The sequence below is a fragment of the Neorhizobium vignae genome, assembly GCF_000732195.1.
In the GTDB taxonomy this organism is placed as follows: Bacteria; Pseudomonadota; Alphaproteobacteria; order Rhizobiales; family Rhizobiaceae; genus Neorhizobium; species Neorhizobium vignae.
The window spans coordinates 47,512-74,144 of record NZ_JNNU01000018.1 but is presented as its reverse complement, the minus strand read 5'-3'; the positions used below and the strand labels follow the sequence as shown (position 1 = coordinate 74,144).

The window sequence follows — 26,633 nt, the reverse complement described above, 5'->3', positions numbered from 1 at the left end:
GCGAGCATGAATGCGCCGGCCGAGCGACCAGGTTGGCATCCTGAGCAAGATCTTTCCGGAAACCAAGGACATCCCGTCCGATGTGACCGCGCCGAATTTCGTGCCGAATATCGAGGCGCTGACGGCGACCAATCCCGATCTCGTCATCCAGTGGGGCGGCCGCGGCAACGATATCGTCGCCCCGATCACCAATGCCGGCCTCAACGCCATGCTGATCCTCTACGGAACCGAGCAGCTGACCCGCGACTACATGACGATGACCTCCAAGGCGATCGGCAAGCCGGAGCGCATCAAGGAACTGGTCGAGTGGCGCGACCGGGTGCAGAAGGACATCGAGGCCAAGGCCAAGGCGATCCCGCAGGACAAGAAGCCGACCACGCTTTACATAGCCCGCGCTCTCACGGAGATTGCCACGACGGGAACCAAGGGCAGCTACAACGCCTGGTACATGGAACTCGTCGGCGGCAGGAACGCCTCGGCCGAACTCAACGGCACGGTGACCATCAACAAGGAGCAGATCGCTCAGTGGGATCCGGAAATCATCTTCCTCAACGCCTTCGAAGCCAGGCTCAACGTCGATTGGGTCTATAACGACCCGATCCTGTCGCTGACCAAGGCGGCCAGGAACAAGCGCGTCTACAAGATGCCGCTCGGCGGTTATCGCTGGGATCCGCCGAACCAGGAATCGCCCCTGGCCTGGATGTGGACGGCCAATGTCACCCAGCCAGACGTCTTCAAATACGATCTGCGCGCCGAGATGAAGACCGCCTACAAGACCCTCTACAACTACGACATCACCGATGCTGATATCGATGGCATCCTGTGGATGAAAGAACAGAGCGGCTCGGCCAACTACGCTCAGTTCAAGGCGAAGTAGGTCATGGCGGCGCTGACTGAAGACGAGGCGGCTCCGATGGTCCGCTCGCATCTGGCCCGGCAGGCGCTGGTTTTTGCAGCCTTGCTGGCGCTGTTTGCGGTCGCCTTCGTGGTCAGCCTCTGCGTCGGCCGTTTCTCGGTTCCGGCCAGTCGGGCGCTGGAGCTGATCTGGCTCGGCGTCACCGATCCGTGGCGGGAGCTCACCACGATCGAGGAGCGCATCGTTCTTCTGGTCCGGGCGCCGCGCGTCGTGCTGGCAGCGCTCGCCGGCGCCGGGCTCGCCCTGTCGGGTGCGGCCCTGCAGGGCGTTTTCCGCAATCCGCTGGTCTCGCCGGATATCCTCGGGATTTCGCAGGGAGCGGCCTTCGGCGGCGCGCTCGGCATCATGCTCGGCATCTGGGGTTTCCCGCTGATCGCCATGGTCTTCATCTCCGGCATGGCGGCGGTGATCCTCGTCGGCCTGATTGCGCGCGTCAACGGCCGCAGCGAAACGATCACGGTGATCCTTTCCGGCCTCGTGGTCAGCTCGATGTTCTCCGCCGTCGTCTCGCTGCTGCAGTTCGTCGCCGACCCCAACACCTCGCTTCCGGCCATCGTCTACTGGCTGATGGGATCCTTCGCGACCGCGACCTGGGAACGCACGCTGATCGCCGCACCCGGCCTCATCATCGGCGGCGTGCTTCTCTGGATGCTGCGCTTCCGGCTCAACATCCTGTCGCTGGACGAAGCGGAAGCCCAGAGCCTTGGCGCCAGGACGAACCGCGAGCGCTGGCTGGTCTTCGGGCTGATCGCCGTCATCGTCGGCAGTCAGGTGGCTGTCTCCGGCATCATCGGCTGGATCGGCATCGTCATTCCGCATGCCTCCCGACTGCTCGTCGGCCACGACCATCGCGCGCTGTTGCCTGCCTCGGTCGTGCTTGGCGCCGGTTTCATGGTGATCATCGATACGCTCGCTCGCACCGCGACCGCCGCCGAAATCCCGCTCGGCGTCATCACCGCCCTGGTCGGCGCGCCGATTTTCGCAATGCTCCTGCGCAATCACTACCGCGAAAGGAACGGCTCATGATCGGCCTCGAAGGCGCCACCGTCCGTTTCGGATCGCGCATCATCATCGAAGCCTTAAGCTTCTCGGTCCCGGTCGGCCGCACGCTCGCCATCCTCGGCCCGAACGGGCGCGGCAAGACGACGACGCTGAAGGCGATGCTCGGTTTCCAGCAGCTCGACGCCGGCCGCAGGGTCGCGCCCGATATCGTCGGTTATGTGCCGCAGACCGGTACCAGCAACCAGCGTTACCGCGCGCTTGACGTCGTGGTCATGGGCCGCGCCGCGCATCTCGGCATTTTCGGCCAGCCGGGACCGGAGGATTTCAGGATCGCCCGTTCGGCGCTGGAACGGGCCGGTGCCGCGCGTTTCACCGATCACTATTTCGACCGCCTTTCCGGCGGCGAGCGCCAGCTCGTGCTGCTTGCCCGCGCGATCGCGACGGGCTCGCAGGTGCTGGTTCTCGACGAACCGGCAGCCGCCCTCGATCTGCACAACCAGGAACGGCTGCTGACCTTGCTCAATACGCTGCGCCATCCGCGCGACAAGGCGATCGTCTTCACCACCCACGATCCGAACCACGCGCTGTCCTCCGCCGACGATGCGCTGCTGATGATGCCGGACGGCCAGCCCCCGCTCTTCGGCCCGGTCGCCGAGACGATCACGCCGGAACATCTGGAAAGCCTCTATGGCGTGCCGATGCGCGTCGTCGAACTCGCCGGTCCGTCCGGCGAAACCCATCGGGCCGTTCTGCCCGCCTTTGCAGGAATTCGTGCCGCATGACCATCCTGATGATCCAGTCGCACTACCAGGAACCGTATTCGATGACCGCGCCGCTGTTCGGCGATGCCATCGCCTCTGGCCTCATGAAGATCGTGCGCGAGATGGAGCTGACCGGCGAGGATTTCGCGACGGCGCGCGGGCTGATCACCACCACGCATCTCGACCAGATCGGTTTCCAGCGATTCTCAACCGATGTTACCGCGTTCCTCGACCGCGGCGGCCGCTGGATCTATCACGGCCATATCCTTCGCCCGATCTTGGCCGAACTCGGCACCTATCAGCCAATCCCCAATCCGAAGCGGGTGGATTTCGTGCAGACGCGGCTTTCCGAGCACCCGATCTTTGCGGGCATCGACCAGAAAATGCTGGAAACCAACCATGGCGTCGCCGGCTTCTACGGCCGCGGCCACAACCCGCCGCCCGAAGGCGCCGTTGTCATCAATGCGCTCGGCCCGACACAAATCCCGATCGACTGGGTCTGGGCCCGGCCGCAGGGCGGTGAGTTTCTCAGCCATGCCGGTAACGAATTCTGGGGTTGTGGCGACGATCCCGAAATCAAGAAGCAGTTGGCGAGCCGCGCCGTCGCCTGGCTTGCCGGAGAGCTGAACTGATGAGCATTCTCGCGATCCATCCCGGCGCCTATTACCATATCGAGACACTCGAAGCGCCGCGTTATGCCCATCATTTCGACGTGCTCGTGCGGCCGGAAGACCTGCCCTCCGTGGATCTTGCCGAGCACGCCGTCGTCTTCATTCCCTGCCGCACGCCGGCCGATCGCCTGGCGCCGCATGCCGTGCAGCTGCGCGCTTATCTCGATCAGGGCGGCACGATCGTCGCCACCGGCGAGACGAACTGGGACGTCTTCCTTCCGGGCATAACCTTCACGCCGCAGGTGACGAACTGGTGGTGGTGGCTGACGCCCGGTGCCGATCTCGGCGTCCGCATCGCCTCTCCCGATCATTCGCTGTTCCGCCATCTCGGCCAGGACGATCTCACCTGGCACCTGCACGGCTGGTTCGATCCACCGGAAGGTGCGGACGTGCTCGCCGTCAACGGCGAGGGAAAACCCATTCTCTATGTGGACCAGGTGACGACGCCCGGCCGCATGATCATCACCAGCCTCGACCCGTGCTTTCATCACGGGTCACATTTCATGCCGGCGACGACGCGCTTCCTGGACGGTTTTCTGCCCTGGATGCGCCAGGAGCTGGACGGAGCAAGGACAAAATGACCGATAAAATCGACGTTCTCGAAGACGGCAAGCCGCTCTCCTACACCTATGCGGACATGATGCATTTCCACGGCTTCGGCTTTCCGGGCGGTGTCGCCCATGCCTTCAAGGTGATGCAGCGGGCCATGCCGCTCTTGAGCCCCGATGGCCCGCCGGAGCGCCGCGAGATCGTCATCCGCACCGCGTTCCGCGGTCCCGGCGGCCGCGACGCCTTCGAAATGGTGACGCGTGGCCTGACCGAAGGCCGCTATACGGTCGATCACGGGCTCGAAAAGCCGGAGCGCGGCAATATTCTCGAACGCTATGTCTTCGAGCTCAGCTATCGCGGTAAGACCGTGACCTTGCAGCTCAAGGAAGGCCATGTCCGCGAGGAATTCATTATTGTCAGCCGCAAACCGGACCGGACGCCGGCCGAAGAGGAGCGCCTGGTTTGGCTGAAGCAGGAAATGGCCGACCGGCTGCTTCTGGCGCCGGCCGACGCGGTCTACGAAGAGGCCTGAGCCCTCCTCAGGCGGTAAACAGGTTCCTGAATTGCGACGGCTGGCAGCGCAGATATTGCGGTGCCGGCTTCACCTGGGCGCCGAGTTCCGCTGCCGCATGCCAGGGCCAGCGCGGATCGTAGAGAACCGCGCGCGCGAGCGCCACGATATCCGCATCGCCGGTCGAAACGATCGCTTCCGCCTGTGTCGGCTCGGTGATCAGGCCGACCGCCACGACCGGCATCTTCACCGCAGCCTTGACGGCGCGCGCCAAGGGCACCTGGTAGTTCGGGCCGAGCGGGATTTTCTGTTCGATATGCAGCCCGCCGCTCGACACATGGATGGCGTCGCACCCCTTTTCGTCCAGCATCTGCGCAAACGCGATGGTCTGGTCGATGTCGAGTCCGCCGTCGATCCAGTCAGTCGCCGAAACGCGCACCGTCACCGCCTTGTCGGACGGGAAGGCCTGGCGCACGGCCTCGAAAACTTCGAGCGGGAAACGCGCCCGGTTCTCGAGCGAGCCGCCATATTCGTCGGTCCGCTGGTTGGAGAGCGGCGACAGGAACTGGTGCAGCAGATAACCGTGCGCCGCATGGATCTGGATCGCATCAAGGCCGATCCTGGCTGCCCGCACGGCGGAAGCCGCAAACGCATCGCGCACGCGCTTCAGCCCATTCTTGTCGAGCGCGACGGGGGCTACGTATTTCGGATTGAAGGGGATCGCCGATGCCGACTCGGTCTGCCAGCCGTTCGGATGATCTGGGGCGATCTGGCTGCCGCCGAACCAGGGCTTGTCGGTCGAGGCCTTGCGGCCGGCATGGGCGAGCTGCACCGAGATCGGCATGTCCGACCATTTGCGGATACTGTCGAGCGTGCGGGCCATCGCCGCCTCGGTCGCATCGTCATAAAGCCCGACATCCGCATAGGTGATGCGGCCTTCCGGGGTGACCCCGGTTGCCTCGATCGTCAGAAGCGCTGCGCCGGAAAGCGCGAGCTGGCCGAGATGGATGAGGTGCCAATCGGTCATGCAGCCGTTCTCGGCCGAATATTGGCACATGGGCGCGATGACGATACGGTTCTGGAGATCGAGATTGCGGACGCGGAAGGGCGTAAAGAGAGCGGGCTGGGCCATGACGGGTTCCTTTGCGCGATCGGTGGCGCTCAAGGGGAGGGTAGGGTGCGCCGGGACCGGTTCCGGCTTTGTGACAAATCGCGACCGGTGCTTCAAGTCACGCTGATGCGAGGGCCGTTCACCAGACGACCGGATGCGTCTCGCCGGTCAGCACATTGACGAACCCTTCCGGCGCCCGTTCCGACGGCGCGACCAGCACCCAGCGCCAGGGCGAGCAGGTCAGCGTCGCAAACGACAGCCGTTCCGGGAAACCCGGCCACCAGCGCGGCGAAAACGTCGGTTCGTACATCCAGTCGATCGTCTCGCCCGCCTTGTAGAGCGCCTGCATTTCCGCATCGAGCTCTTCCGCCGAGCGCGCCGTCATCAGCCCGCCGACCTCGTAATGAACGCGGGCGATCACCTTGCCGCCGGAGACCAGAACCCAGCCGCCCTGCTGTTCGGCAAGCGCGTTGGCGACCATCGCCATCGCCTCGTCCGAGGAACCGACCACCCAGATATTATGCTTGTCGTGCCCGAGCGTCGAGCCGAGCGCCGTATCCGGCGTACGCGGCCCGGTGCCGAGCCAGAACATCTTCGACACCTTGGCCTCGCCGGAGAACCGGTCGACGATCGAGAATTTCGTGACGTTGCGGTCGTGGTCGCGCTGGACGGCGCCGTCGTTGACCGGCAGTTCCATGGTGATGAACTCGTCCGCCCAGTGGAAAGGCCGCAGCAGCGCGGCATTCGCCGTAACGCGATCGGCCGGCGCTTCGATCCGGAAATCGGCCGCGGTCACCGGACGGTCGATCTTCACCGTCTTCGTCGCCCATTCCGGCCAATCGATAGCCGGGCGTATACCGGTGAATGTCTTGCCTTCCGACACCGGCCCGCCATCCGCCCAGACCTTGGCGATAGACAGCTTTTCGACGTCGTCGAGCAGCACGATATCCGCGAAACGGCCGGGCGCGATCGACCCGACCCAGGGCGTAAGCCGCATATGCCGCGCCGGGTTGAGCGTAACGCACTGGATGGCGATTTCCGGCGGAAGTCCGTTCTCGATCGCGAGGCGCACGTTGTAGTCGGTCGCGCCCATCTTCAGCGTGTCGGAGGCGCTGCGGTCGTCGGTGACGAAAGCCACCTGCGACCAGTCGGCGAGGTTCCTTTCGATGAGGCCGCGGATCACCTCCGGCAGCGAATGCGGCCGAAGCTCGATGAACAGCCCGTGCTGCATCTTCTGCCAGATCTCCTCCAGGAACCAGCCTTCGTGATCGGAGGCAAGGCCGGCGGCGGCGAACGCATTGATCGACGGGAGGTCGCGCAAGCCCGCGCCATGACCCTCGACCACGCCGCGCTGTTCGAAGGTCGCGCCAATCATGCCCCAGAGACGGTCATAGGAGGGATTGGATGGGTCGGAGATCGACGGCCAGTCCATCACCTCGTCGAGGCCGACGACCATCAGGCTTTCGCGCATGAACCGCTTCTGCTCGTCATGACCGAAATAGCCGCCGCCCCATTCATAGGCGGTCGGCGGCACGGCGGAACCCGGCAGCGGAAAGATCTTCATCGGCGAGCCGCGGCGGCGGGCTTCCAGCCAGAATTCCAGGTTGCGGGCGCCGTTGACGTTGGAGAATTCGTGGCTCGCCTCGCAGGTCCAGGTGACCCCATGCGGCATCACGAGCGCCGCTTCCCATTCCGGCGTCAGGTGCGAGCTTTCGATATGTTTATGCGCTTCGCCGAAGCCCGGAACAGCAAAAAGGCGTGGCTCATGACTGCGTTCGGCCACCTCGCCCGAAAAGCTGCCGGCCGGCCCGACATAGGCGATCCGCCGTCCCTTGATGACGATCTCCTGGTCGTCCAGCCATGTCCTGCTGTGGACATCGAGCAATCGGCCCACCCTCAGCAGCCGGTCCGCCGGCCGTTTGCCGAGCGCCGTCAGCACCAGGTCCTGGCGGATGCGGACTTCGTCGGTCGCGTTGATCAGCAGGTCGTCGGGGAGGGGTGCGGAAACTGTCATCGGAGGAATGCCTGTCGGTTCTGATCGCCGGACCCTAAAGACGATGCCCGGACGTGTAAACCATCGCAAACCGTGCATCGGTCGTTCGCGTGAGGTCCGAAATCACCCCCCCGGCTTGAGATGGTTCAAGCCTAAAGAAATTTGGTTCTTTAGGGGCTATGCCTAATAATTGTGCTTGCAGCCGAACCGTTCAAAAAATAGTATCACCCCCAATTCCCGGGGGTGCCCCCAGGGGAGCATCAACGCCGCTTTTCGCAAAGGACACGCCTCATGAAGGCCACTCGTTTCACCCAATTGGCAACCCTTGCTCTCCTGGCGACGCTCGGCGGCGCGGCGGCGGCAAACGCCCAGTCGAAGACGCTCACCATTTCCTGGTGGGGCTATAACGGCGAGAAGATGACCGCCAACATCATCGACCCGTTCAAGAAGATCTGCGGCTGCGACATCGTTTTCGAAACCGGCAACAATGCCGACCGCCTCAACAAGCTGAAGCTGCGCGACGGCAAGGGCGTCGACGTCATCTATCTGACGGACAGCTTCTCGCAGCTCGGCATCGAACAGGGCCTGTTCCAGCCGGTCGACCCTACGAAGATCCCGAACCTCTCCGAAATCTACGAACTCGGCCGCGCGCCGCAGGGCAAATATGGCCCGGCCTACACGATCGGCCGCATCGGCCTCGTTTATGACTCGGCCAAGGTCAACCCTCCGATCACCTCCTGGAACGACCTGTGGCGTCCGGACCTGAAGGGCTCGGTTTCGCTTCCGGGCATCACCACCACGGCCGGCCCAATGGTCGTGGTGCAGGCTGGCAAACATGCCGGCGTCGATCCCTATACCGGCACCGACAAGGCGTTCGAAGCCGTCGAAGCCCTGAAGCCGAACGTCGTCAAGAACTACAATACCGGTTCCGAACTGGTGAACCTGATCTCGACCGGCGAAGTGCGCGTTGCGATCGGCCAGGACTTCACGCTCGCCTCTATGCAGGCCGCGGTCAAGACCATGACCTGGGCGAAGCTCAAGGACGGCGATATCGCCACGCTCAACACGGTCAACATCCCGAAGGGTTCGACGAATGTCGAACTGGCCCACCAGTTCATCAACTTCATCTTGTCGAAGGACGTGCAGCAGAAGGAAGCCGAGCAGGGCGTCGATGCGCCGATCTCCACCAAGGTCGTGCTCACCCCGGACCAGGCGAAGATCTGGACCTACGGCGCCGACCAGGTTGCGAGCCTCAGCCGCATCGATTACGCCAAGATGAACGCCGCCAAGACCGACTGGATCGACCGTTGGAACGAGGTTTTCGGCAAGTAATCTTGGTGCCGCCTGGACCGGCGGCATGGTTGAATTGAGAACGGAGCGCCGCTATCAACGCGGCGCTCCTGCTTTGAAAGAGTACGAGATGAACAAGCTTGCCAGATGGGGTTTGACGATGCCGGCGACGATCGCCGTCGTCCTGCTTCTGGTCATTCCCGTCGTGCTGACGATCGCCACCACATTCGGCGAAGCGGCCGGTCCGTTTTCCACCTATACGGCCTTCTTCAAGAGCGGCTTTCGCATGGCCGTCCTCTACCGAACCCTTCAGGTCGCCCTGATCACCACGGGCATCGCGCTCGTGGTCGGCTTCATCACCGCTTACGTCATCGCCCAGATGCCCGGACGCCTGAAGAGCATCATGATCGTCGCCGCGGTCTTTCCTTTGCTGACCGGCGTCGTTGTCCGCTCCTTCGCCTGGCTGATCATCCTCGGCAAGAACGGCATCATCAACAATGCCCTGATGTCGGTCGGGCTGATCGGCGAGCCCCTGTCGATGCTCTACACGCAAGGCTCGGTCATCGTCGCGATGGTCTATCTGTTCGTGCCGCTGATGATCCTGACATTGGTCGGCGTGCTCGAGGGAATTCCGCGCGACCTCATCGAGGCGGCCACCTCGCTCGGCGCCCGACCGATCCCGACCTTCCTGCAGGTCATCCTGCCGCTTGCAGCCCCCGGCCTCATCGTCGGCGCGGTGCTGGTTTTCACCGGCAGCTTCACCTCCTATGCGACGCCGCAGCTTCTCGGCGGCGAAAAGCAGATGATGATGGGCACCTTCCTCTACCAGCGCGCCATGGTGACCTTCGACTGGGTCGGCGCCTCGACGATCGCCGCGATCATGGTGATCATAACTATCGGCGTCGTGCTCATCATGAGCCGCATGGCACGCCGTCTCAATCCGATGGCGGTCTGATGGCGACGCGTATTCATCCCCTGCTCGGCGCGTTCGCCATTCTCGTCTTCTTCTTCCTGCTCGCGCCGCTGGTAATCATCGTCGGCTCCGCCCTCAGCGACACGACATTCCTGACCTTCCCGCCGCAGGGGCTGACGCTGCGCTGGTTTGCCAACATCTTCCAGATGGAGGCCTTCCGCCGCACGGCGATCACCAGCCTGCAGGTGGCGCTTCTCGGCACCGGCCTGTCGCTGCTGATCGGCATTCCTGCGGCCTACGCGCTGAACCGCTACCGGGTCGAGCTGCCGCGCTGGCTCTCGACACTGTTCGTGCTGCCGATCCTGGTGCCGGAAATCGTCTTCGGCTTCGCACTCCTGAAGTCGATCACGATAGGTCTCGGCCTGCCGGTCTTCATCAGCCTCGTCGTCGGCCATGCGCTGCTGATCCTGCCCTATTCGGTGCGGGTCGTCGGCGCCAGCCTCGCCTCCTTCGATTTCTCGATCGAGGAAGCCGCGCGGAGCCTCGGTTGTCCGCCGCTCAAAACCTTCATGACCGTTGTGCTGCCGAACATCCGCGCCGGCGTCATCGCCGCCTTCATCCTCGCCTTCATCACCTCCATCAACGACGTTTCGGTCTCGGTCTTCCTGACCGGTCCCGGCATTTCGACGCTGCCGATCCAGATCCTTGCGCATATGGAGCAGTTCTTCGACCCGACCATCGCTTCCGTTTCCGTGCTTCTGATGCTGGTGACCGTCGGCGTCATGGCGATCGTCGAAGCGACGCTCGGCCTTACATTCCTGACCAAGTAGGTTCCCGTGACCGTATCTCTGACTATCGAAAACCTCTCGGCTCATTACGGAACCACTCAGGTTCTGAAAGACCTGTCGATTTCCGTTGCGGCCGGTGAACTGGTGTCGCTGCTCGGCTCCAGCGGCTGCGGCAAGACGACGACGCTGCGTCTGGTGGCGGGCTTCCTGCAGCCGACCAGCGGCCGGATCAGGCTCGGCGACCGCGATCTGACGACGTTGCCCGCCCATGCCCGCGATATCGGCCTCGTCTTCCAGAACTATGCGCTTTTCCCGCACCTGACCGTGCTGGACAATGTCGCGTTCGGCCTGAAGCAGCGCGGCTTGGCTAAGACGGACCGCACCAAACGGGCGATGGCGATGCTGGAACGCGTCGGCCTCGCGCCGCTCGCCGACCGGCTGCCGGCAGCACTTTCCGGCGGCCAGAAACAGCGCGTCGCGCTCGCCCGCGCTCTCGTCATCGAGCCGCCGCTCCTGATGTTCGACGAGCCGCTCTCCAACCTCGATGCCAAGCTCAGAATCGACATGCGCGTCGAGATCCGCCAGCTCCAGCGCGCCAACGGCACGACCTCGCTCTACGTCACCCACGATCAGGAAGAAGCGTTTTCGATCTCGGATCGCGTCGCGATCATGAATGCCGGCCGCATCCTGCAGCTCGACACGCCCGAAGTGCTCTACCAGAAGCCGGCCAGCGCCTTCGTCGCCCGTTTCGTCGGTTTCGAGAACCTGATCCCCATGAAGGTCGTCGAGCGTCAGGCGGCGACTGTCACCGCCGAAGCCGCGGGCGGCACGCGGCTTCATCTGTCTCAGGATCTGTTCGGTCCGATCAAGGACGATTTCATCCTGGCCTGCCGCGCCGACGGGCTTGCGGTCCGCCGTGAGGGAGAAGGTATCCCGGCGGTGCTGGGAACGCGCACCTATCTCGGCCGTGCCTATCAGTACAAATGCAAGACGGCTGCGGGCGAAATCACCGCCAACGGCCCGCTTTCCGACCCGTTGGATGCCGGCGCCCAGGCGGTCCTTACCCCGTTGCCGGAACAGTGCTGCATCCTCGATCCGGAAGATTGATCCGGGAATAACGTCAGTACTGAGCCGTTTGCCGGGGGCGTTGACGCAGGTCAAACCGCCGAAGCGGCCCGTATGTCAGCACATCATGGTCACAATCCTTCAACCGGCAGCGTATCTGCGCTGTGAGGCCAAAGACCATGAATTACGTCTCAGAAACAATCGGGCTGGCGATCGGCACCTTCCTGGTGTTGCTCGCAGCCGCCTATGCCCATGATGGCCTTTTCGCGGCCCATATGTGGGTCCTGTTCTTCGTGCTGCTGCTCAGCACGGTCGTTTTGCTGCGCAAGGCTTCCTTTGCGCCGCAGAGGTTCGCGGTGCGCCCACCGGCAAAATCCGAATATTTCGACGAGGTGGTCAAATACGGCACCATCGCCACGGTCTTCTGGGGCGTCGTCGGTTTCCTGGTCGGCGTCGTCGTCGCACTCCAGCTTGCCTTCCCGGACCTGAACATCGAACCCTGGTTCAATTTCGGCCGCCTGCGGCCGTTGCACACCTCGGCTGTCGTCTTCGCCTTCGGCGGCAATGCGCTGATTGCCACCTCTTTCTATGTGGTCCAGCGCACCTGTCGGGCCCGCCTTTTCGGCGGCAACCTCGGCTGGTACGTGTTCTGGGGTTACCAGCTCTTCATCGTCATGGCGGCGACCGGCTATCTGCTCGGCATCACGCAAGGCCGCGAGTACGCCGAGCCGGAATGGTATGTGGATCTCTTCCTGACGGTCGTCTGGGTCGCCTATCTCGCCGTCTTCCTCGGTACGATCCTGAACCGCAAGGAGCCGCATATCTACGTGGCGAACTGGTTCTATCTCGCCTTCATCGTGACGATCGCCATGCTGCATGTGGTGAACAACCTGGCGGTCCCGGTCTCCTTCCTCGGCGTCAAGAGCTATTCGGCCTTTTCGGGCGTGCAGGATGCGCTGACCCAGTGGTGGTACGGGCATAACGCGGTCGGTTTCTTCCTGACCGCGGGCTTCCTAGGCATGATGTATTATTTCGTGCCGAAGCAGGTCAACCGCCCGGTCTATTCCTACCGGCTGTCGATCATCCACTTCTGGGCGCTGATCTTCCTCTATATCTGGGCCGGTCCGCATCACCTGCACTACACCGCGCTGCCCGACTGGGCGCAGACGCTCGGCATGGTCTTTTCGATCATGCTCTGGATGCCCTCCTGGGGCGGCATGATCAACGGCCTGATGACGCTCTCGGGCGCCTGGGACAAGATCCGCACCGATCCGATCGTCCGCATGATGATCATCGCCATCGCCTTCTACGGCATGTCGACCTTCGAAGGCCCGATGATGTCGATCAAGGCGGTCAATTCGCTCAGCCACTATACGGACTGGACGATCGGCCACGTGCATTCCGGTGCGCTCGGCTGGGTCGGCATGATCTCCTTCGGCGCCGTCTACTACATGACGCCCAAGCTCTGGAACCGCGAGCGGCTCTACAGTCTCGATCTGGTCAACTGGCACTTCTGGCTCGCCACCCTCGGCATCGTCGTCTACGCCGCCGTCATGTGGGTTGCCGGGGTGCAGCAGGGCCTGATGTGGCGCGAATACGACAACCAGGGCTTCCTCGTCTATTCCTTCGCGGAGACCGTCGCGGCCATGTTCCCTTACTACCTGCTGCGTGCGGTCGGCGGCGCCATGTACCTCGCCGGCGGGCTCATCATGGCCTTCAACGTCACCATGACCATCCTCGGTTATCAGCGGGACGAGCGGGTTCGGGGCGGTGCTTCCCCAGCCGCTCTCCAGCCGGCCGAATAAGGAGGGATATCCATGTCCATTCTCGACAAACATCACTACATCGAACGCAACGCAACCCTGCTCCTGGTCGGCTCGCTGCTCGTCGTCTCGATCGGCGGCATCGTGGAAATCGCTCCACTCTTCTATCTCGAAAACACCATCGAGAAGGTGGAAGGCATGCGGCCGTATTCGCCGCTCGAACTGGCCGGACGCGATATCTACATCCGCGAAGGCTGCTATGTCTGCCATAGCCAGATGATCCGCCCCTTCCGCGACGAGGTGGAACGCTACGGCCACTACAGCCTGGCGGCCGAATCCATGTACGACCACCCGTTCCAGTGGGGGTCGAAGCGCACGGGCCCGGACCTCGCCCGCGTCGGTGACCGCTATTCCAACGAATGGCACGTCCAGCACCTGGTCGAACCACGCGACGTCGTGCCGGAATCGGTGATGCCGAGCTACGCCTTCCTCAAGGAGACGCCGCTCAAGATCACCGACGTTTCCATGGGGCTGAAGGCTAACCGCGCCGTCGGCGTTCCCTATTCGGACGAGATGGTCGCGAGCGCCAAGGCGGATCTTTCCGCCCAGGCGGATCCGAATGCGGACACGTCCGGCCTGCTGGCCCGTTATCCGAAGGCCAAGGTCGGCGATTTCGACGGCAACGCACAAAGCCTCACCGAGATGGATGCGCTGGTCGCCTATCTGCAGATGCTCGGCACGCTGGTCGATTTCTCGACTTATGACGATGCCGCCGGTTACCGCTGAGGGGACAAGTCCATGGAATTCTACACGGCCATGCGCCACTTCGCCGATAGCTGGGGTCTGCTTGCCATGACCCTGTTCTTCCTCGGCGTTCTCGTCTTCACCTTGCGCCCCGGCGCGAAAGCCTCTGCAGACGAGGCCGCCCGGATCCCTCTGAAGGAGGATTAAACATGGCGGAAAAACATATCGATCAATTGAGCGGCATCGAAACCACCGGCCACGAGTGGGACGGCATCCGCGAACTCAACAATCCGCTGCCGCGCTGGTGGCTCTGGACTTTCTATGCCTGCATCCTGTGGTCGATTGGATATGCGATCGCCTATCCGTCCATCCCTCTTCTGACCGATGCGACGAAAGGCCTGCTCGGATATTCAAGCCGCGCCGAACTCACGGCCGATCTCGATGGTGCCAGGGTCGCTCAGGGCGGCCTTCTGGAGAAAATCTCGACGTCGTCGCTGCAGGAGATCGTTGCCGATCCGCAGCTCAGCCAGTTCGCGACCGCCGGCGGCGCCGCGGCCTTCCGTGTCAACTGCACCCCGTGCCATGGCACGGGTGCGACGGGCGGGCGGGGTTATCCCAACCTCAACGACGACGACTGGCTTTGGGGCGGCGATATCGATGCTCTCTACCAGACGATCGCCCATGGTGTTCGCGATCCCGCCGACGGGGAGACTCGCATCTCCGAAATGCCCGCCTTTACGGATATGCTGAAGCCGGACGAGGTGCGCCAGGTGGCCGCCTACGTGGTGAGCCTCACCGGAACCCCGCGCGATCCAGCCATGGTCGAGCCCGGAAAACAGCTCTTCGCCGACAACTGTGTCTCTTGTCATGGCGAGAAGGCCGAGGGCAACCGCGACCTCGGCGCGCCGAGCCTTGCCGACGCCATCTGGCTGAAGTCGCAAGGGGAGGTGGAGATTGCCAGGCAGATCCAGTCCCCGAAACATGGCGTCATGCCGGCCTGGCAAACCCGCCTCGGCGACGTCGCCGTCAAGCAGCTCGCCGTCTACATACACTCGCTGGGCGGCGGGGAGTAAGAAAGACCCCAATCCATTCGAGCCGGACGAAACGGCCGCCTGCGTGTCATCAGCAGGCGGCCGTTTCGTCCGGCTCGATTGACTTGTGTCAAGGAGTGACCGTCGCAGAGATGAGAAAACATGGGCCAAAGGATTGGCCAATGAATCTCTACACCGCCTCCCACCTGCAGCAGAACGGGTCGTCCGTCGAGCGGATCGATGTCCAGCCTGTGCATTCGCCGGGAACGCCGAGCAGGCCGCTTTACGAGAAGCGCAAGAAGATCTTTCCGAAACGGGCCGAGGGGCGTTTCCGCCGCTTCAAATGGCTGGTGATGCTGATCACCCTCGGCATCTATTACCTGACCCCTTGGATACGCTGGGACCGCGGCCCTTTTGCGCCCGACCAGGCGGTGCTCGTCGATCTGGCGAACCGCCGTTTCTATTTCTTCTTCATCGAGATCTGGCCGCAGGAATTCTTCTACGTCGCCGGGCTTCTGGTCATGGCGGGTTTCGGCCTTTTCCTCGTGACCTCGGCCGTCGGTCGCGCCTGGTGTGGTTATGCCTGTCCGCAGACGGTCTGGGTCGATCTTTTCCTGGTGGTCGAGCGCTTCATCGAGGGCGATCGCAATGCGCGCATCAAGCTCGACGCCGCGCCCTGGAGCTTCGACAAGCTCTGGAAGCGGGTCGCCAAACACGCCACATGGCTGGCGATCGCGGTCGCGACCGGCGGCGCCTGGATCTTCTATTTTGCCGATGCGCCCTCGCTCGCCTTCGATTTCGTCACGGGGCATGCTGCCGTGGTCGCCTATTCGACCGTCGCTTTCCTGACCGCCACGACCTACGTGCTCGGCGGGCTGCTGCGTGAACAGGTCTGCATCTACATGTGTCCCTGGCCGCGCATCCAGGCCGCCATGCTGGACGAGCGCTCGCTGGTCGTCACCTATAACGACTGGCGCGGCGAGCCGCGCAGCCGGCATGCCAAGAAGGCGGTAGCCGCGGGGCAGCCGGTCGGCGATTGCGTCGACTGCAATGCTTGCGTAGCGGTCTGTCCCATGGGCATCGACATCCGCGAGGGACAGCAGATGGCCTGCATCACCTGTGCGCTCTGTATCGATGCCTGCGACGGCGTGATGGACAAGATCGGCAAGCCGCGGGGCCTGATCGCCTACGCAACGCTCGACGAATACGACGCCAACATGGCGCTCGCCACGAGCGGCGGCACGACGGCGATCGACCCGGCCGGGGTGCGCAACCCGGACGGTTCCTTCATCGACAAGGTTCGCCATTTCGACTGGAGGGTGATCTTCAGGCTCCGTACGCTGATCTATTTCGGCGTCTGGTCGGCGGTCGGTCTCGGTCTCGTTTTCTCGCTCCTGTCGCGCGACCGGCTGGAGGTCAATGTGCTCCACGATCGCAACCCGCAATTCGTGCTGGAATCGGACGGTTCCATCCGCAATGGCTACACGATCCGGCTGCTCAACATGGTCCCGGAGCCGCGCACCATCATGGTCTCGATGGAAGGCTTGCCCGAAGCCACGATGAAGATCGCCGGCGTCACGGATGTTCCCGGCCGTCTCTTCGCCGTGCAGGTGGAGCCCGACAAGACGCTTGCCCTGAAGGTCTTCGTGACCCTGCCCAAGGATGCCGTTTCCTCCGAGGCCGTCGATTTCCATTTCATCGCCGAGGACCGGCCGAGCCACGAAAAAGACAGCTATTCAGCGGTCTTCAACACGCCGGGGGCCAGAAAGTGAGCACGCCGAAAATGAACACGATCCCCGCAAAATCCTTCGTCTTCACCGGCTGGCACATGGTCGGCGTGCTGGTGCTCTTCTTCGGCACCATCATCTCGGTCAATTTCTACATGGCCTATAACGCGGTCACTAGTTGGAGCGGGCTGGTGGCGGAAAATACCTATGTCGCCAGCCAGCAGTTCAACGGCAAGGCGGCCGAGGCGCGGACCCTGACGGCCACGGGCGTCACCGGCCGCATCATCGTCAGCGGTTCCGAGGTGCGCTACGAGGTCTTCCACCCGAAGAGCGGCCCGGTCGCAGCCGATACGCTGACGCTCAAGTTCAAGCGGCCGGTCGGCGAACATCAGGATTTCGAACTGGACCTCCTTCCCGTCGCCAAGGGGGTCTTCACGGCCACCCATGAAGTCCTGCCCGGTCACTGGATCGTCGATGCGAGCGCCATCCGGAACGGCAAGCGCATCCTGCATCAGGCCGAACGCATCGCTGTTTTGAGGAGGGCGGAATGAGCTGCTGCGCGCCAGGAACGGAAGGGTATCTGGACCACCCGCTTCCGTCCTCGGAGGAGTTGACGCTGTCCAGCCGGGTGGTTGCGCCCGGCCTGCGCCAGACAGATCTCAGCGTTCCGCAGGTCCATTGCGGCGCCTGCATCGCGACGATCGAGAAGGCTTTGAATGCGCTGCCGTCGGTGGAGCGGGCGCGGGTCAATCTTTCCACGAAGCGGGTTTCGATCGTCTGGAGGGAAACGACCGGGGACGGCGCCACGGATCCCGTAGGGCTGGTCAGGGCCATCGTCGATGCCACCGGCTACGATGCGCATCTTTTCTCGAATGCCGAGGAAGTCGGCGAAAAGCTACAGCGCGACCTGATCCGCGCGGTCGCCCTCTGCGGCTTTGCGGCAGCCAACATCATGCTGCTCTCGGTTTCGGTCTGGTCGGGCGCCGATGCCTCGACGCGTGATATGTTCCATTGGATATCGGCGCTGATAGCCGCGCCGGCGCTGATCTATGGCGGCCGTTTCTTCTATCAGTCGGCCTGGAATGCGCTCAGCCGCGGCCGCACCAACATGGACGTGCCGATCGCGCTCGCCATCACGCTCTCCTATGCGGTGTCGCTCTGGGAAACCATGCATCACGGCGAACACGCCTGGTTCGATGCGACTGTCTCGCTGCTGTTCTTCCTGCTGATCGGCCGCACGCTGGACCATATCATGCGGGACCGCGCCCGCGCCGCGATCAGCGGCCTCGCACGCCTCTCGCCCCGCGGCGCTACGGTCGTGGGTGCGGACGGCTCGCGTGAATACCGCCCGGTGGACGAAATCCGCCCGGGCGACCGGGTGGCGATTGCCGCCGGCGAGCGGGTGCCGGTCGATGGGGTCGTCGAAAGCGGCGCAAGCGATATCGACGTGTCGATCGTCAACGGCGAAAGCGCGCCAAGGCCGATCCGGATCGGCGATATGATTCAGGCGGGGACGCTCAGCCTCACCGGCTCGCTGGTGCTGAAGGCGACGGCTGCCGCAAGGGATTCCTTCCTCTCCGAAGTCATTTCACTGATGGAAGCAGCCGAGGGCGGGCGGGCGCGGTATCGTCGGATCGCCGATCGCGCGGCGCAATATTACTCTCCTGCCGTCCATCTTCTGGCGCTCGCCGCCTTTCTCTTCTGGGGCTTCTTCGGCGGCGATTGGAAACACGCCATGCTGGTCGCCATCGCCGTCCTGATCATCACCTGCCCCTGCGCGCTCGGCCTTGCCGTGCCGGTGGTGCAGGTCGTCGCGGCCGGCCGGCTGTTCCGGAACGGCATCATGGTCAAGGACGGTTCGGCCATGGAGAGGCTTGCCGAAATCGACACCGTCCTTTTCGACAAGACCGGCACGTTGACGCTGGGCCGGCCCCGGCTACTCGATATCGATCGGTTCGACAGGAAACAGCTCGCTTTGGCCGCCGGGCTCGCCGTCCACTCGCGCCACCCCCTCTCGCAGACGCTCGCGATGGCGGTATCCGGTCCGGTTGCGGTTTTCGAAACGGTCACCGAAATCCCGGGCCGGGGCCTCGAGGCGGTGACGCCGGCAGGCGTCTATCGTCTCGGCAACCGACGTTTCGCCCTGTCCGTGCCGGATGACGGAAGCCCGGGCAATACGGTGACGGAAACCGTTCTCTCGCTCGACGCGAAGGAAATCGCCACCTTCCGTTTCGACGATTCGCTTCGTCCCGGTGCCGTGGCTGCCACGGATTCCCTTGCGGCCAGCGGTTTCGAAACGGGCATCCTGTCGGGTGACCGCCGCCGGGTGGTTGCCGATCTCGCCACCCGCCTCGGCCTCGAACACTGGCAGGCCGAGCTTTCGCCGAAACAGAAGGCGGAGTTCTGCACGTCGCTCGGGGCGAGCGGCCGCAAGGTGCTGATGGTCGGCGACGGCATCAATGACGCACCGGCACTCGCCGCAGCCCACGTCTCGATCGCCCCGGCGACGGCTGCGGATGTCGGCCGCCAGGCTGCCGATTTCGTGTTCATGCGCGACAACCTTGAAGCCGTGCCGCTGGCGATCGATATCTCGCAGCGCGCCGGCCGGCTGATCCGCGAGAATTTCGCACTCGCCATCGGTTACAATGTCATCGCCGTGCCGATCGCGCTTGCCGGCTATGCAACGCCATTGATCGCCGCCGTTGCGATGTCCACGTCGTCGATCATCGTCGTCGCCAATGCGCTGCGGCTCAGCGGATCGGGGAGCGCCGTCGGGGCGGAGGCGACAAAGAGTAAGGGCACGGCCGCCGCTCCCCCCAGTGAGGCTCGCGTCGCATGAACATGCTGATCTATCTTATCCCGATCGCGCTTTTCCTCGGCGGTCTCGGCCTCTTCGCCTTTCTCTGGTCGCTGAAGAGCGGCCAGTACGACGATCTCGAAGGCGCCTCCTGGCGCGTGTTGCAGGACGATCCGCCGGAGTGAACCGGCTGATGCCGGACAAACGCTGGCCCTGATGCGGACGCGGTCCACGCACCAGAGGCTGCCGGGATTTCCAGGGATGTCTCGGTCGATTGTAGAAAAAAGGGCTGCAGATGCAGCCCTTTTTGAAACCCTGCTCAGTCCAGCAGCTCGCGAAGCCGCACCGCGAGTTCCCTGGCGGTGTATGGCTTCTTGAGCCAGCTACCGGATTGGGCGAGCTCGCGCCCGGCAATGGCCGGTTCGGCGTAGCCGGAGGTGAACAATACCTTCATGCCTGGCCGTCTGGCGCGCACTTCCGCCGCCAGTTCGTCGCCCGTCATTCCGCCCGGCATCACGATATCGGTGAAAAGAAGGTGGATGCCGTCGTGCTGGCCGATCTGGTCCAGCGCTTCCTGGCCGTTCGAGGCCTCGATGACGCCGTAACCGAGCTGCGTCAGCCGGGATACGGCGATGCGCCGGACCCGCGGGTCGTCCTCGACGACGAGGATCTTTTCGGTGCCGCCGGGAATGGAGGCTTGATTCGAAGCGGTTTCGGCAGCGATCGGATCCACCTTCTCAGTCTTGCGCACCACCGGCAGGAAAATCCTGACGCTCGTGCCCTGTCCAGGCTCGCTGTAGAGTTGGATATGCCCGCCGGACTGTTTGGCGAACCCGTAGACCATGCTGAGGCCAAGGCCCGTTCCGGCGCCCAGGCCCTTGGTGGTGAAGAAAGGCTCGAAGGCCTTGTCCTTGACCTCGGGAGACATGCCGACACCTGTGTCGGTAACGGAAATCAGTACGAAGTCGCCGGTGCGGACATCGGGATACATCTGCGCATAGTCGACATCCAGCCTGACGCGGGAAATCTCGATCGACAGCTTGCCGCCGCGCGGCATCGCATCGCGCGCATTGAGCGTCAGGTTGAGAAGTGCGTTCTGCAGCTGCGATGCATCGACCAGCGCTTCGTTGGAGACGCCGGTGACTGTCGTACGAAGCTCGATCGTTTCCCCTAGCGTGCGCCGTAGGAGTTCCGAAAAGCCGGACACGAGATTGCCGATATCCGCGAGCTTGGGGTTGAGCGGCTGGCGCCGTCCGAAGGCGAGCAGCTGGCCGGTGAGCTTGGCGCCGTCTTCCGCGGCACCCTGCGCTTCGTGCAGCAGTTCCAGCAGGCCCGCATCCGCGAGCTTGTTCTCGATCATTTCGAGATTGCCGCTGATGACGGTCAGAAGATTGTTGAAGTCGTGCGCCAGGCCGCCGGTCAGCTGGCCGATCGCTTCCATCTTCTGGGCCTGACGCAGCTCCTCTTCGATCTTGTGGCGGCTGGTGAGGTCGCGGACGAAGCCGGTGAAGATGCGTTTCCCGTTGGTGACGGCTTCGCCGACCGAAAGCTCCATCGGAAACGTGCTTTTGTCCTTGCGCTGCCCGGTCACGACGCGGCCGTAGCCGATGATCCGGCGTTCGCCGGTGGTGAGGTAGCGCGAGATATATCCGTCATGGGCGTCCCGGTCGGGCGATGGCATCAGCATCTTCACATTCTGCCCGCAGACCTCGTCGGACGAGTAGCCGAACAGCCGTTCCGCAGCGGTACTGAAGGACGAGATGCAGCCGACCTCGTCGATGACGATCATCGATTCCGGAACGGTGTCCAGAATGGAGCGCAGATGCGCTTCGCGTTCGGCAAGATCGTTCTGCACCCTTTTCATCTCGGTGATATCGTTGTTCGTTTGAATGATGACCGAAGGACCGTCGCTCGATGGATTGACGGCCACCCAGCGGGTCGCCACGAAGACCGGGTGCCCATGCTTGTGATGATGGACGACCTCGCCTTGCCAGGCATGATAGGTCTGGACATGGCGACGAATCTCGTCGAGCGTTTCGGGAAACTGTGTCGCCAGAAGATCGTGAACGACCTTGCCGAGAGCCTCCTCCCGCCGCCAGCCGTAAAGCTGCTCGCAACCCGTCGTCCAGCGGCGGATGACGCCGTCAACGCCATGGACGATAAGGTTGGCATGGTCGAGAAGAAAGGTGACGGCATCGAGTTGGCTTTCCGTCGTGGCTTCGGATCCTGTATTGCCGTTCATGTCCATTCCGTCTAATGGCGCCGTCGCTCACCGAGAGCGATCAGGTCGCGCCGCATGTCTCCACAGTCATCGTCGTCTCCGGCGAGTTGCGCAAGCATCCCCGGTCGTTCGATTCTTATGGAATGACGGGCGGCCGGGTCCAGAACATTCAACACGCCCTTGCCGATAAGCCTGGTGATAGTACGCGAAACGGTCTCGATCGTCAGTCCGAGATAGTCGGCCATATCCTGCCGGCTCATGGAAAGATCGACGATCGGTTGCGCGCTCCCTTCGGCCATCGCGCGTCTCAGATATCTGAGAAGGAAGGTGCAGAGACGCTCTTCCGCGCTTTTGCTCGACAGGAGTACCATCTGGTCCTGGGCTGCGGCCATTTCGTCGCAGACGCGGGCAAAGACCTTCGGCCTCAGGCTCTCGGAATTGATGACGGCTGCCTCGAATTGCCGGCGCGCCAGCCGGCGGACCTTCGCCGTGGTGATGGCTTCCGCAGTGTAGATATAATTGTCCCGGAACGATACGCCGATCATATCGCCGGCATGCAGAAACCCGGTAATGACCCGCCGTCCGTCCGAAATGATCCGGAAAACGCGTAACGTGCCCTCCATCACCTCGAAAATATGCCGGGCCTCGTCGCCCTCGAAGAACAGGGCCTGGCCGGCCGACAGATATTCCATCGGCTGCTTCGCGAACAGCGAATGCAGGCAATCCGGTTCTTCGAGCGGTCTTGCTGCTGCCGCGTTGAAGGTCTTCGCATAATCCGTGAGAAACATGAAACTGCCCCTATCCGTTTGGTTGAGGCAGTTGACCGAATCCCGGTAACGCGCGAATGCTAGCCGTGTGAAAGACGGTTCTAGTTGGTAACAATCTGTAACACGCCGGTTCCCTGTTGATGTCATCCCCCACAAGCTCCGCAAACATCCTCGTCGTCGACGACGACCCCCGAATCCGCCAGATGCTCACGCGGTATTTCGAGGGCGAAGGGTATGCTGTCAGTGCGGCCTCCGACGGGCAGGAAATGCGCGCCCAGCTGAAGCGGCAGGAGATCGATATCATCCTTCTCGACCTTTCGCTCCCCGGCGGCCAGGACGGTTTTGACCTTGCGCGGGAGATCCGGATGCAATCGGACGTTCCGATCATGATGCTGACCGGCCGCGACGACGTGGTTGATCGGATTATCGGGATCGAGATCGGCGCAGACGACTATATCGCCAAGCCGTTTCACCTGCGCGAGGTGCATGCGCGGTTGAAATCGATCCTCAGGCGGCGCCAGCCGGCTCAGCCGAAGCCGGAGGTAAACGAGGAGAAGATAGTCCGTTTCGAAGGATGGACGCTCAACCTTTCCAGGCGACAGCTGCTGTCTGCCGAAGAGGGCGAAGTTGAACTGACAACGGGCGAATTCGAGATGCTGGCGGCCTTCGTGCAGCATGCGGGCCGGGTGCTGACACGCGATTTCCTGATGGACGCGACGAGGGGGCGGCAGCTCGATGCCTTCGATCGCACGATCGATGCCCAGATCGTCCGGCTGCGCCGCAAGATCGAGGCGGATGCCAAACATCCCCAGCTCATCAAGGCCGTTCGCGGCGTCGGTTACATCTTCACCGGCAAGCTCGGCTGATCAAAAAACGACCTGTCTGTCCGCGGCGGAAAGCCCGGCAAAAGCTCTTTCCCGGATATCGTCCGCATCGGAGCCCTGCAGCGGAACCGGCCCCAGAGGCAGGTCGTGGTCCACGGGCCTGCCGACCGAAATCGGCAGCAATTCAAGTCTCTTGCAAGTACCGTCATCCGCAAGCGTCAAGCGGATCGCGGCGCTGCGCCAGACATCGACATGCTTTTCGTCATAGGTCGCCGACCGCCCTGTGTGGAAGACGAAGTTGCCGAGGCCGGCGATGATCACCCGCCCGCGATAAAAGACGAGCGGCTGCATGACCGGCGCGCCGGTGCCAAGCACTAGGTCCGCGCCGTTGTCGATCAGGCCGCGACAGAGATCGAGCAGCCAGTCGGGCGTCGTTTTCCAGTTCGAATCCCAGTGATGGCCGTGGAGCGCCACCGCTACCAGATCCCCTATCGCCTTTGCGGCATCGATGCCGTCGACGAGCCGTCGCATGTCCGCCTCGTTCGCCGTCCAGCGGGCACCGATGGCGTCGCCGGCAGCAACGGGCGTGCCGAAGACCTCCAGTTCCGGGCGTTCGCCCACATCATAACCCACGGCGGCACGCGCCGCGCCACGTTTGTCGTCTCCGAGCGTCCCGACGATCCGCTTCAGCGTCTCGAAGTCTTCCGCAGGCACGCTCACTGTCCGCTTCATCCGCAACGGAGCAATACCGCCGCGCTCGGTCGAGGCATAGTTGATGTCCGGCTGCGGCCCGAGATCGACGGAGAAGATGGCCAGCGATTGCTCAGGTCCAGGCACGATGACCGGCGCGGCGGCCTGCTCGATATCCAAACCGCTGCCTGCGAGCTTCAACCCGGCCATTTCCACCGCGGCGCGCGTCGAGGCGATGCCCGGCGGGCCGAGATCGAAGGCATGGTTGTTGGCATGCGTCACCGCGTGAAAACCGAGTTCCCGAACGGAAACCAGCGCATCGGGGGAAGCCAGATGCAGCGTCTTCGTCTTGGTGGGCCATGCCCCTGCCGTCTCCACCGTCGCCTCGAGATTGCCGAAGACCACATCCGCTTCGAGGAAATCTCGGACCTCGGCCTGCCCCTCGCCATAGAGGTCGAGGGGACCGTGGATCAGGATTTGGCCGGTAACGGCGACGGTCAGCATGGCCTAGTTCATTTCGCGATGGGCTTCAGCGCCGCCATTGCCACTCTACCGACGATCGGCAGGCGGATGGCAGATGCACGCATACCATCGCAGAAAACCGTGTTGCGGGCCACTTGGCTTGTGCGTCCCCGGCCTTCCGGCGCATAGCTATTTGGATTGATGTCGTACTTCGGGAAGTTGGACGACGAGATATCCACCCGGATTCGATGGCCCTTGGCGAACAGGTTGGCGGTCGCAAACGGCTCGATCGTTACCTTGAACACCTCGCCCTTGACGATCGGCTCCGGCTTTTCGAAGGAGTTGCGATAGCGGCAGCGGATGATCCCGTCGGTGATGTTGAGCGCGTAGCCGGTCGGATAATCCTTGCTTGGCGGATAGACGTCGACGAGTTTCGCGGTGAAATCCGTGTCCGGCGCGTCGGATGAGACGTAGAGCTCGACCGTGATCGGCCCGACCACGGCGACATCTTCGGTAAGCGGCTCGGTCTCGAAGGAGAGCACGTCGGCACGCGCAGAAAGCGGCAGGCCCGGATGTTTCGAGCCGTAGAACTTCTCGCCCTCGCGCTGGTCGAAACCGCCGCCTTCGAAAATCGGCTGACCACTCGTCAGTGATCCGCCGATGGTCGGAACCGGGTTCTTTGGGTCGAAGTCGTAGGTGAAGGGAGACGCTTCCACCTTCGGCCTGTCGGTCGAAAGTGAGCCGTTTTCGTGGATATAGTAATTTCGGAATTCCGTTCCCGGCAGCGGCCAGTCGGCCGCCTCGATCCATTGCCCGCCGTGATCCAGCCGGCCGTCCGCGTTGCGCGTGCCAGACCCGCCGCCCATCACGAAGGCCCGCACCACCGGTTCCTGCGCAACCGTATTGTCCTTGCCCTTCAGCCAGTGATCGAACCAGTTGCGACGGAAGGATAGCCAGCTTTCCATGACATTGCCGCCAAGCGGCGCCGTCGGCCCGAAGGAAGTGTCGCCGGCAAGCGTCGCATTGCGGTTGCCGTGCAGCCAAGGCCCCATGATCAGCTGCAGCGGTCGGCTGTCCTTGCCGGAAAGTCCGCGATAGTTGTCGAGCGTCGACTTCACATAGGCGTCGTACCAGCTCGACATCAGCACGACAGGCACTTCCGGAAAGGTCTCGTAGAAACCTTCCATGTAAAGCCCGACCCGGCGCCAGCTTTCGTCGAACGTGCCGCTGCGCCACTGGTCGAGCAGGTAGCTTTCATATTCCGGCATCCAGCGCACCGGAGAATTGCCTTCGCTCCAGGGCATGACGTTGAACCATGCGTGCAGGTCCTCCGCTTCGATCGCGGCACGGGCAACCTCATTGCCCTCGCCGATCGCCTGATTGTAGGCCCAGGTCGCCTGCTTCAGTTCGAAGGCGCCGCCCTGGCGGATGCCGCACTGATAGGCGTTCGAGAATCCGCCCGAATCCATCACCATGCAGGCCAGCCCCGGTGGGTTGAGGCAGGCGAGCGCCGCTTGAGTATGGGCCGCATAGGAAAGGCCCATCGTCCCGAACTGGCCATTCGACCAGGGCTGTTCCACCAGCCAGCAGGCGGTATCGTAACCGTCGGCGGCTTCTGAAATGTATTTGCTGAACTCGCCCTCGGAATTGTAGCGGCCGCGGCAATCCTGGTAGATCACGGCATATCCCGCCCGGACGAAATAGCTCGCAACCTCATGGCGCTTCATCGGCTCCGCCATGCCCACTTCGATCTCGGAACGCGAACGCTCCGCCTTGCCGTAGGGCGTGCGTTCCATGATCGCTGGAAGTCGGCCTTCGATCGCCTTGCCGTTCTTGGCCGGCCGGTAGACGTCGGTCGCCAGCCTCACGCCGTCGCGCATCGTCACCATCACATCCCGTTCGACGACCACGTCGTCGGCAATCACCTCGAAGCGCGATGGCGTCAGAGTATCCATGTCCATATCCTCGAATTTGCAAATCAATGCCGGGCCAGCCCCACCACATGTCAGGCCGGCCCGGGGGTATGCCGCGGCTCCA

Annotated in this window: 25 protein-coding genes; 19 read left to right on the top strand and 6 right to left on the bottom strand. The window is 63.1% G+C overall.

Translation table 11 applies throughout. From position 1 onward, the window contains the following. Positions 1-10: 10 nt before the first annotated feature. The 6 genes from GQ59_RS25120 to GQ59_RS25095 are packed head-to-tail and all read left to right on the top strand — an operon-like array spanning position 11 to position 4,431. Entirely contained in the window at positions 11-877 is an 867-nt protein-coding gene (locus tag GQ59_RS25120) for an ABC transporter substrate-binding protein (protein WP_244448054.1), read from the top strand. 3 nt (positions 878-880) lie between these two features. Continuing rightward, positions 881-1,942, top strand: a complete 1,062-nt coding sequence (locus GQ59_RS25115) for a FecCD family ABC transporter permease (protein WP_037086490.1) — start codon at positions 881-883, stop codon at positions 1,940-1,942. Beyond that, positions 1,939-2,700 (top strand): ABC transporter ATP-binding protein, encoded by a 762-nt coding sequence (locus GQ59_RS25110; protein WP_037086487.1) that lies wholly within the window; start codon positions 1,939-1,941, stop codon positions 2,698-2,700. The genes GQ59_RS25115 and GQ59_RS25110 overlap by 4 nt, the downstream gene beginning before the upstream one ends. Then, on the top strand, positions 2,697-3,311 hold the full coding sequence (locus GQ59_RS25105) for a hypothetical protein (protein WP_037086485.1): 615 nt from the start codon (positions 2,697-2,699) through the stop codon (positions 3,309-3,311). The genes GQ59_RS25110 and GQ59_RS25105 overlap by 4 nt, the downstream gene beginning before the upstream one ends. Beyond that, a complete protein-coding gene (locus GQ59_RS25100) occupies positions 3,311-3,931 on the top strand; it encodes a hypothetical protein (protein ID WP_037086483.1) in 621 nt (206 codons plus the stop codon). The genes GQ59_RS25105 and GQ59_RS25100 overlap by 1 nt, the downstream gene beginning before the upstream one ends. Continuing rightward, positions 3,928-4,431, top strand: coding sequence for a hypothetical protein (locus tag GQ59_RS25095; protein WP_037086481.1), 504 nt, complete (start codon positions 3,928-3,930; stop codon positions 4,429-4,431). Before GQ59_RS25100 ends, GQ59_RS25095 begins: the two co-directional genes overlap by 4 nt. Before the next feature lie 7 nt (positions 4,432-4,438). On the opposite strand, the gene GQ59_RS25090 is transcribed toward GQ59_RS25095, so the two are convergent. Both GQ59_RS25090 and GQ59_RS25085 read right to left on the bottom strand, forming a co-directional pair. Continuing rightward, a complete protein-coding gene (locus tag GQ59_RS25090) occupies positions 4,439-5,542 on the bottom strand; it encodes an NADH:flavin oxidoreductase/NADH oxidase (RefSeq protein ID WP_037086479.1) in 1,104 nt (367 codons plus the stop codon). A gap of 118 nt (positions 5,543-5,660) precedes the next feature. Next, a complete protein-coding gene (locus tag GQ59_RS25085; RefSeq protein WP_037086477.1) occupies positions 5,661-7,535 on the bottom strand; it encodes an adenine deaminase in 1,875 nt (624 codons plus the stop codon). A 270-nt stretch (positions 7,536-7,805) separates the two neighbouring features. Between GQ59_RS25085 and GQ59_RS25080 the strand changes: the two genes are divergently transcribed. From GQ59_RS25080 to ccoS, 12 genes are all read left to right on the top strand, one after another. Continuing rightward, positions 7,806-8,846, top strand: coding sequence for an ABC transporter substrate-binding protein (locus GQ59_RS25080; protein WP_037086475.1), 1,041 nt, complete (start codon positions 7,806-7,808; stop codon positions 8,844-8,846). An 88-nt stretch (positions 8,847-8,934) separates the two neighbouring features. Then, positions 8,935-9,759 (top strand): ABC transporter permease, encoded by an 825-nt coding sequence (locus tag GQ59_RS25075; RefSeq protein ID WP_037086474.1) that lies wholly within the window; start codon positions 8,935-8,937, stop codon positions 9,757-9,759. Then, positions 9,756-10,547 carry an ABC transporter permease gene (locus GQ59_RS25070; RefSeq protein WP_037086550.1) on the top strand — a complete coding sequence of 264 codons (792 nt, stop codon included), beginning with the start codon at positions 9,756-9,758 and terminating at the stop codon, positions 10,545-10,547. Before GQ59_RS25075 ends, GQ59_RS25070 begins: the two co-directional genes overlap by 4 nt. Before the next feature lie 6 nt (positions 10,548-10,553). Further along, positions 10,554-11,612, top strand: a complete 1,059-nt coding sequence (locus tag GQ59_RS25065; protein WP_037086472.1) for an ABC transporter ATP-binding protein — start codon at positions 10,554-10,556, stop codon at positions 11,610-11,612. A 137-nt stretch (positions 11,613-11,749) separates the two neighbouring features. Continuing rightward, positions 11,750-13,375 (top strand): cytochrome-c oxidase, cbb3-type subunit I, encoded by a 1,626-nt coding sequence (gene ccoN, locus GQ59_RS25060; protein ID WP_037086470.1) that lies wholly within the window; start codon positions 11,750-11,752, stop codon positions 13,373-13,375. A 12-nt stretch (positions 13,376-13,387) separates the two neighbouring features. Further along, positions 13,388-14,119, top strand: coding sequence for a cytochrome-c oxidase, cbb3-type subunit II (gene ccoO, locus GQ59_RS25055; RefSeq protein WP_037086468.1), 732 nt, complete (start codon positions 13,388-13,390; stop codon positions 14,117-14,119). A 12-nt stretch (positions 14,120-14,131) separates the two neighbouring features. Continuing rightward, a complete protein-coding gene (locus GQ59_RS25050; RefSeq protein ID WP_007762698.1) occupies positions 14,132-14,284 on the top strand; it encodes a CcoQ/FixQ family Cbb3-type cytochrome c oxidase assembly chaperone in 153 nt (50 codons plus the stop codon). Positions 14,285-14,286: 2 nt separating this feature from the next. Next, positions 14,287-15,150, top strand: coding sequence for a cytochrome-c oxidase, cbb3-type subunit III (gene ccoP, locus GQ59_RS25045; protein WP_037086466.1), 864 nt, complete (start codon positions 14,287-14,289; stop codon positions 15,148-15,150). Between the two features lie 140 nt (positions 15,151-15,290). Then, positions 15,291-16,880, top strand: a complete 1,590-nt coding sequence (ccoG, locus tag GQ59_RS25040; protein ID WP_051904195.1) for a cytochrome c oxidase accessory protein CcoG — start codon at positions 15,291-15,293, stop codon at positions 16,878-16,880. 11 nt (positions 16,881-16,891) lie between these two features. Beyond that, on the top strand, positions 16,892-17,386 hold the full coding sequence (locus GQ59_RS25035) for a FixH family protein (RefSeq protein ID WP_037086464.1): 495 nt from the start codon (positions 16,892-16,894) through the stop codon (positions 17,384-17,386). Continuing rightward, complete coding sequence (locus GQ59_RS25030) at positions 17,383-19,674, top strand: cation-translocating P-type ATPase (protein WP_051904194.1); 2,292 nt, start codon at positions 17,383-17,385, stop codon at positions 19,672-19,674. Before GQ59_RS25035 ends, GQ59_RS25030 begins: the two co-directional genes overlap by 4 nt. Next, the gene (gene ccoS / locus GQ59_RS25025) at positions 19,671-19,817 is read left to right on the top strand and encodes a cbb3-type cytochrome oxidase assembly protein CcoS (RefSeq protein WP_007757373.1); all 147 of its coding nucleotides are present in this window, start codon (positions 19,671-19,673) and stop codon (positions 19,815-19,817) included. The genes GQ59_RS25030 and ccoS overlap by 4 nt, the downstream gene beginning before the upstream one ends. Positions 19,818-19,951: 134 nt before the next feature. Here ccoS and GQ59_RS25020 read toward each other — a convergent pair whose 3' ends face one another. Together GQ59_RS25020 and GQ59_RS25015 are read right to left on the bottom strand one after the other, a co-directional pair. After that, entirely contained in the window at positions 19,952-21,874 is a 1,923-nt protein-coding gene (locus GQ59_RS25020) for a hybrid sensor histidine kinase/response regulator (RefSeq protein WP_037086462.1), read from the bottom strand. An 11-nt stretch (positions 21,875-21,885) separates the two neighbouring features. Then, positions 21,886-22,641: a cyclic nucleotide-binding domain-containing protein gene (locus GQ59_RS25015; protein WP_037086460.1), complete on the bottom strand. Its 756-nt coding sequence runs from the start codon at positions 22,639-22,641 to the stop codon at positions 21,886-21,888. Between the two features lie 119 nt (positions 22,642-22,760). On the opposite strand from GQ59_RS25015, the gene GQ59_RS25010 reads away from it, so the two are divergent. Further along, entirely contained in the window at positions 22,761-23,486 is a 726-nt protein-coding gene (locus GQ59_RS25010; RefSeq protein ID WP_037086458.1) for a response regulator, read from the top strand. Here the strand turns inward: GQ59_RS25010 and GQ59_RS25005 are convergent, their stop codons facing one another. Both GQ59_RS25005 and GQ59_RS25000 read right to left on the bottom strand, forming a co-directional pair. Beyond that, the gene (locus GQ59_RS25005) at positions 23,487-24,638 is read right to left on the bottom strand and encodes a CapA family protein (protein WP_037086455.1); all 1,152 of its coding nucleotides are present in this window, start codon (positions 24,636-24,638) and stop codon (positions 23,487-23,489) included. A gap of 8 nt (positions 24,639-24,646) precedes the next feature. Next, positions 24,647-26,551 carry a CocE/NonD family hydrolase gene (locus GQ59_RS25000; RefSeq protein ID WP_051904193.1) on the bottom strand — a complete coding sequence of 635 codons (1,905 nt, stop codon included), beginning with the start codon at positions 26,549-26,551 and terminating at the stop codon, positions 24,647-24,649. Positions 26,552-26,633 lie beyond the last annotated feature (82 nt).

What these genes read in the sequence shown, in the direction of transcription:
- ccoS (WP_007757373.1), top strand. Translation starts at nt 19,671, where the DNA reads ATGAACATGCTGATCTATCTTATCCCGATCGCGCTTTTCCTCGGCGGT.
- GQ59_RS25120 (WP_244448054.1), top strand. Translation starts at nt 11, where the DNA reads ATGCGCCGGCCGAGCGACCAGGTTGGCATCCTGAGCAAGATCTTTCCG.
- GQ59_RS25115 (WP_037086490.1), top strand. Translation starts at nt 881, where the DNA reads ATGGCGGCGCTGACTGAAGACGAGGCGGCTCCGATGGTCCGCTCGCAT.
- GQ59_RS25015 (WP_037086460.1), bottom strand. Translation starts at nt 22,641, where the DNA reads ATGTTTCTCACGGATTATGCGAAGACCTTCAACGCGGCAGCAGCAAGA.
- ccoG (WP_051904195.1), top strand. Translation starts at nt 15,291, where the DNA reads ATGAATCTCTACACCGCCTCCCACCTGCAGCAGAACGGGTCGTCCGTC.
- GQ59_RS25100 (WP_037086483.1), top strand. Translation starts at nt 3,311, where the DNA reads ATGAGCATTCTCGCGATCCATCCCGGCGCCTATTACCATATCGAGACA.
- ccoN (WP_037086470.1), top strand. Translation starts at nt 11,750, where the DNA reads ATGAATTACGTCTCAGAAACAATCGGGCTGGCGATCGGCACCTTCCTG.
- GQ59_RS25105 (WP_037086485.1), top strand. Translation starts at nt 2,697, where the DNA reads ATGACCATCCTGATGATCCAGTCGCACTACCAGGAACCGTATTCGATG.
- GQ59_RS25010 (WP_037086458.1), top strand. Translation starts at nt 22,761, where the DNA reads ATGTCATCCCCCACAAGCTCCGCAAACATCCTCGTCGTCGACGACGAC.
- ccoO (WP_037086468.1), top strand. Translation starts at nt 13,388, where the DNA reads ATGTCCATTCTCGACAAACATCACTACATCGAACGCAACGCAACCCTG.
- GQ59_RS25085 (WP_037086477.1), bottom strand. Translation starts at nt 7,535, where the DNA reads ATGACAGTTTCCGCACCCCTCCCCGACGACCTGCTGATCAACGCGACC.
- GQ59_RS25050 (WP_007762698.1), top strand. Translation starts at nt 14,132, where the DNA reads ATGGAATTCTACACGGCCATGCGCCACTTCGCCGATAGCTGGGGTCTG.
- GQ59_RS25075 (WP_037086474.1), top strand. Translation starts at nt 8,935, where the DNA reads ATGAACAAGCTTGCCAGATGGGGTTTGACGATGCCGGCGACGATCGCC.
- GQ59_RS25090 (WP_037086479.1), bottom strand. Translation starts at nt 5,542, where the DNA reads ATGGCCCAGCCCGCTCTCTTTACGCCCTTCCGCGTCCGCAATCTCGAT.
- ccoP (WP_037086466.1), top strand. Translation starts at nt 14,287, where the DNA reads ATGGCGGAAAAACATATCGATCAATTGAGCGGCATCGAAACCACCGGC.
- GQ59_RS25030 (WP_051904194.1), top strand. Translation starts at nt 17,383, where the DNA reads ATGAGCTGCTGCGCGCCAGGAACGGAAGGGTATCTGGACCACCCGCTT.
- GQ59_RS25110 (WP_037086487.1), top strand. Translation starts at nt 1,939, where the DNA reads ATGATCGGCCTCGAAGGCGCCACCGTCCGTTTCGGATCGCGCATCATC.
- GQ59_RS25080 (WP_037086475.1), top strand. Translation starts at nt 7,806, where the DNA reads ATGAAGGCCACTCGTTTCACCCAATTGGCAACCCTTGCTCTCCTGGCG.
- GQ59_RS25020 (WP_037086462.1), bottom strand. Translation starts at nt 21,874, where the DNA reads ATGAACGGCAATACAGGATCCGAAGCCACGACGGAAAGCCAACTCGAT.
- GQ59_RS25005 (WP_037086455.1), bottom strand. Translation starts at nt 24,638, where the DNA reads ATGCTGACCGTCGCCGTTACCGGCCAAATCCTGATCCACGGTCCCCTC.
- GQ59_RS25035 (WP_037086464.1), top strand. Translation starts at nt 16,892, where the DNA reads ATGAACACGATCCCCGCAAAATCCTTCGTCTTCACCGGCTGGCACATG.
- GQ59_RS25000 (WP_051904193.1), bottom strand. Translation starts at nt 26,551, where the DNA reads ATGGATACTCTGACGCCATCGCGCTTCGAGGTGATTGCCGACGACGTG.
- GQ59_RS25095 (WP_037086481.1), top strand. Translation starts at nt 3,928, where the DNA reads ATGACCGATAAAATCGACGTTCTCGAAGACGGCAAGCCGCTCTCCTAC.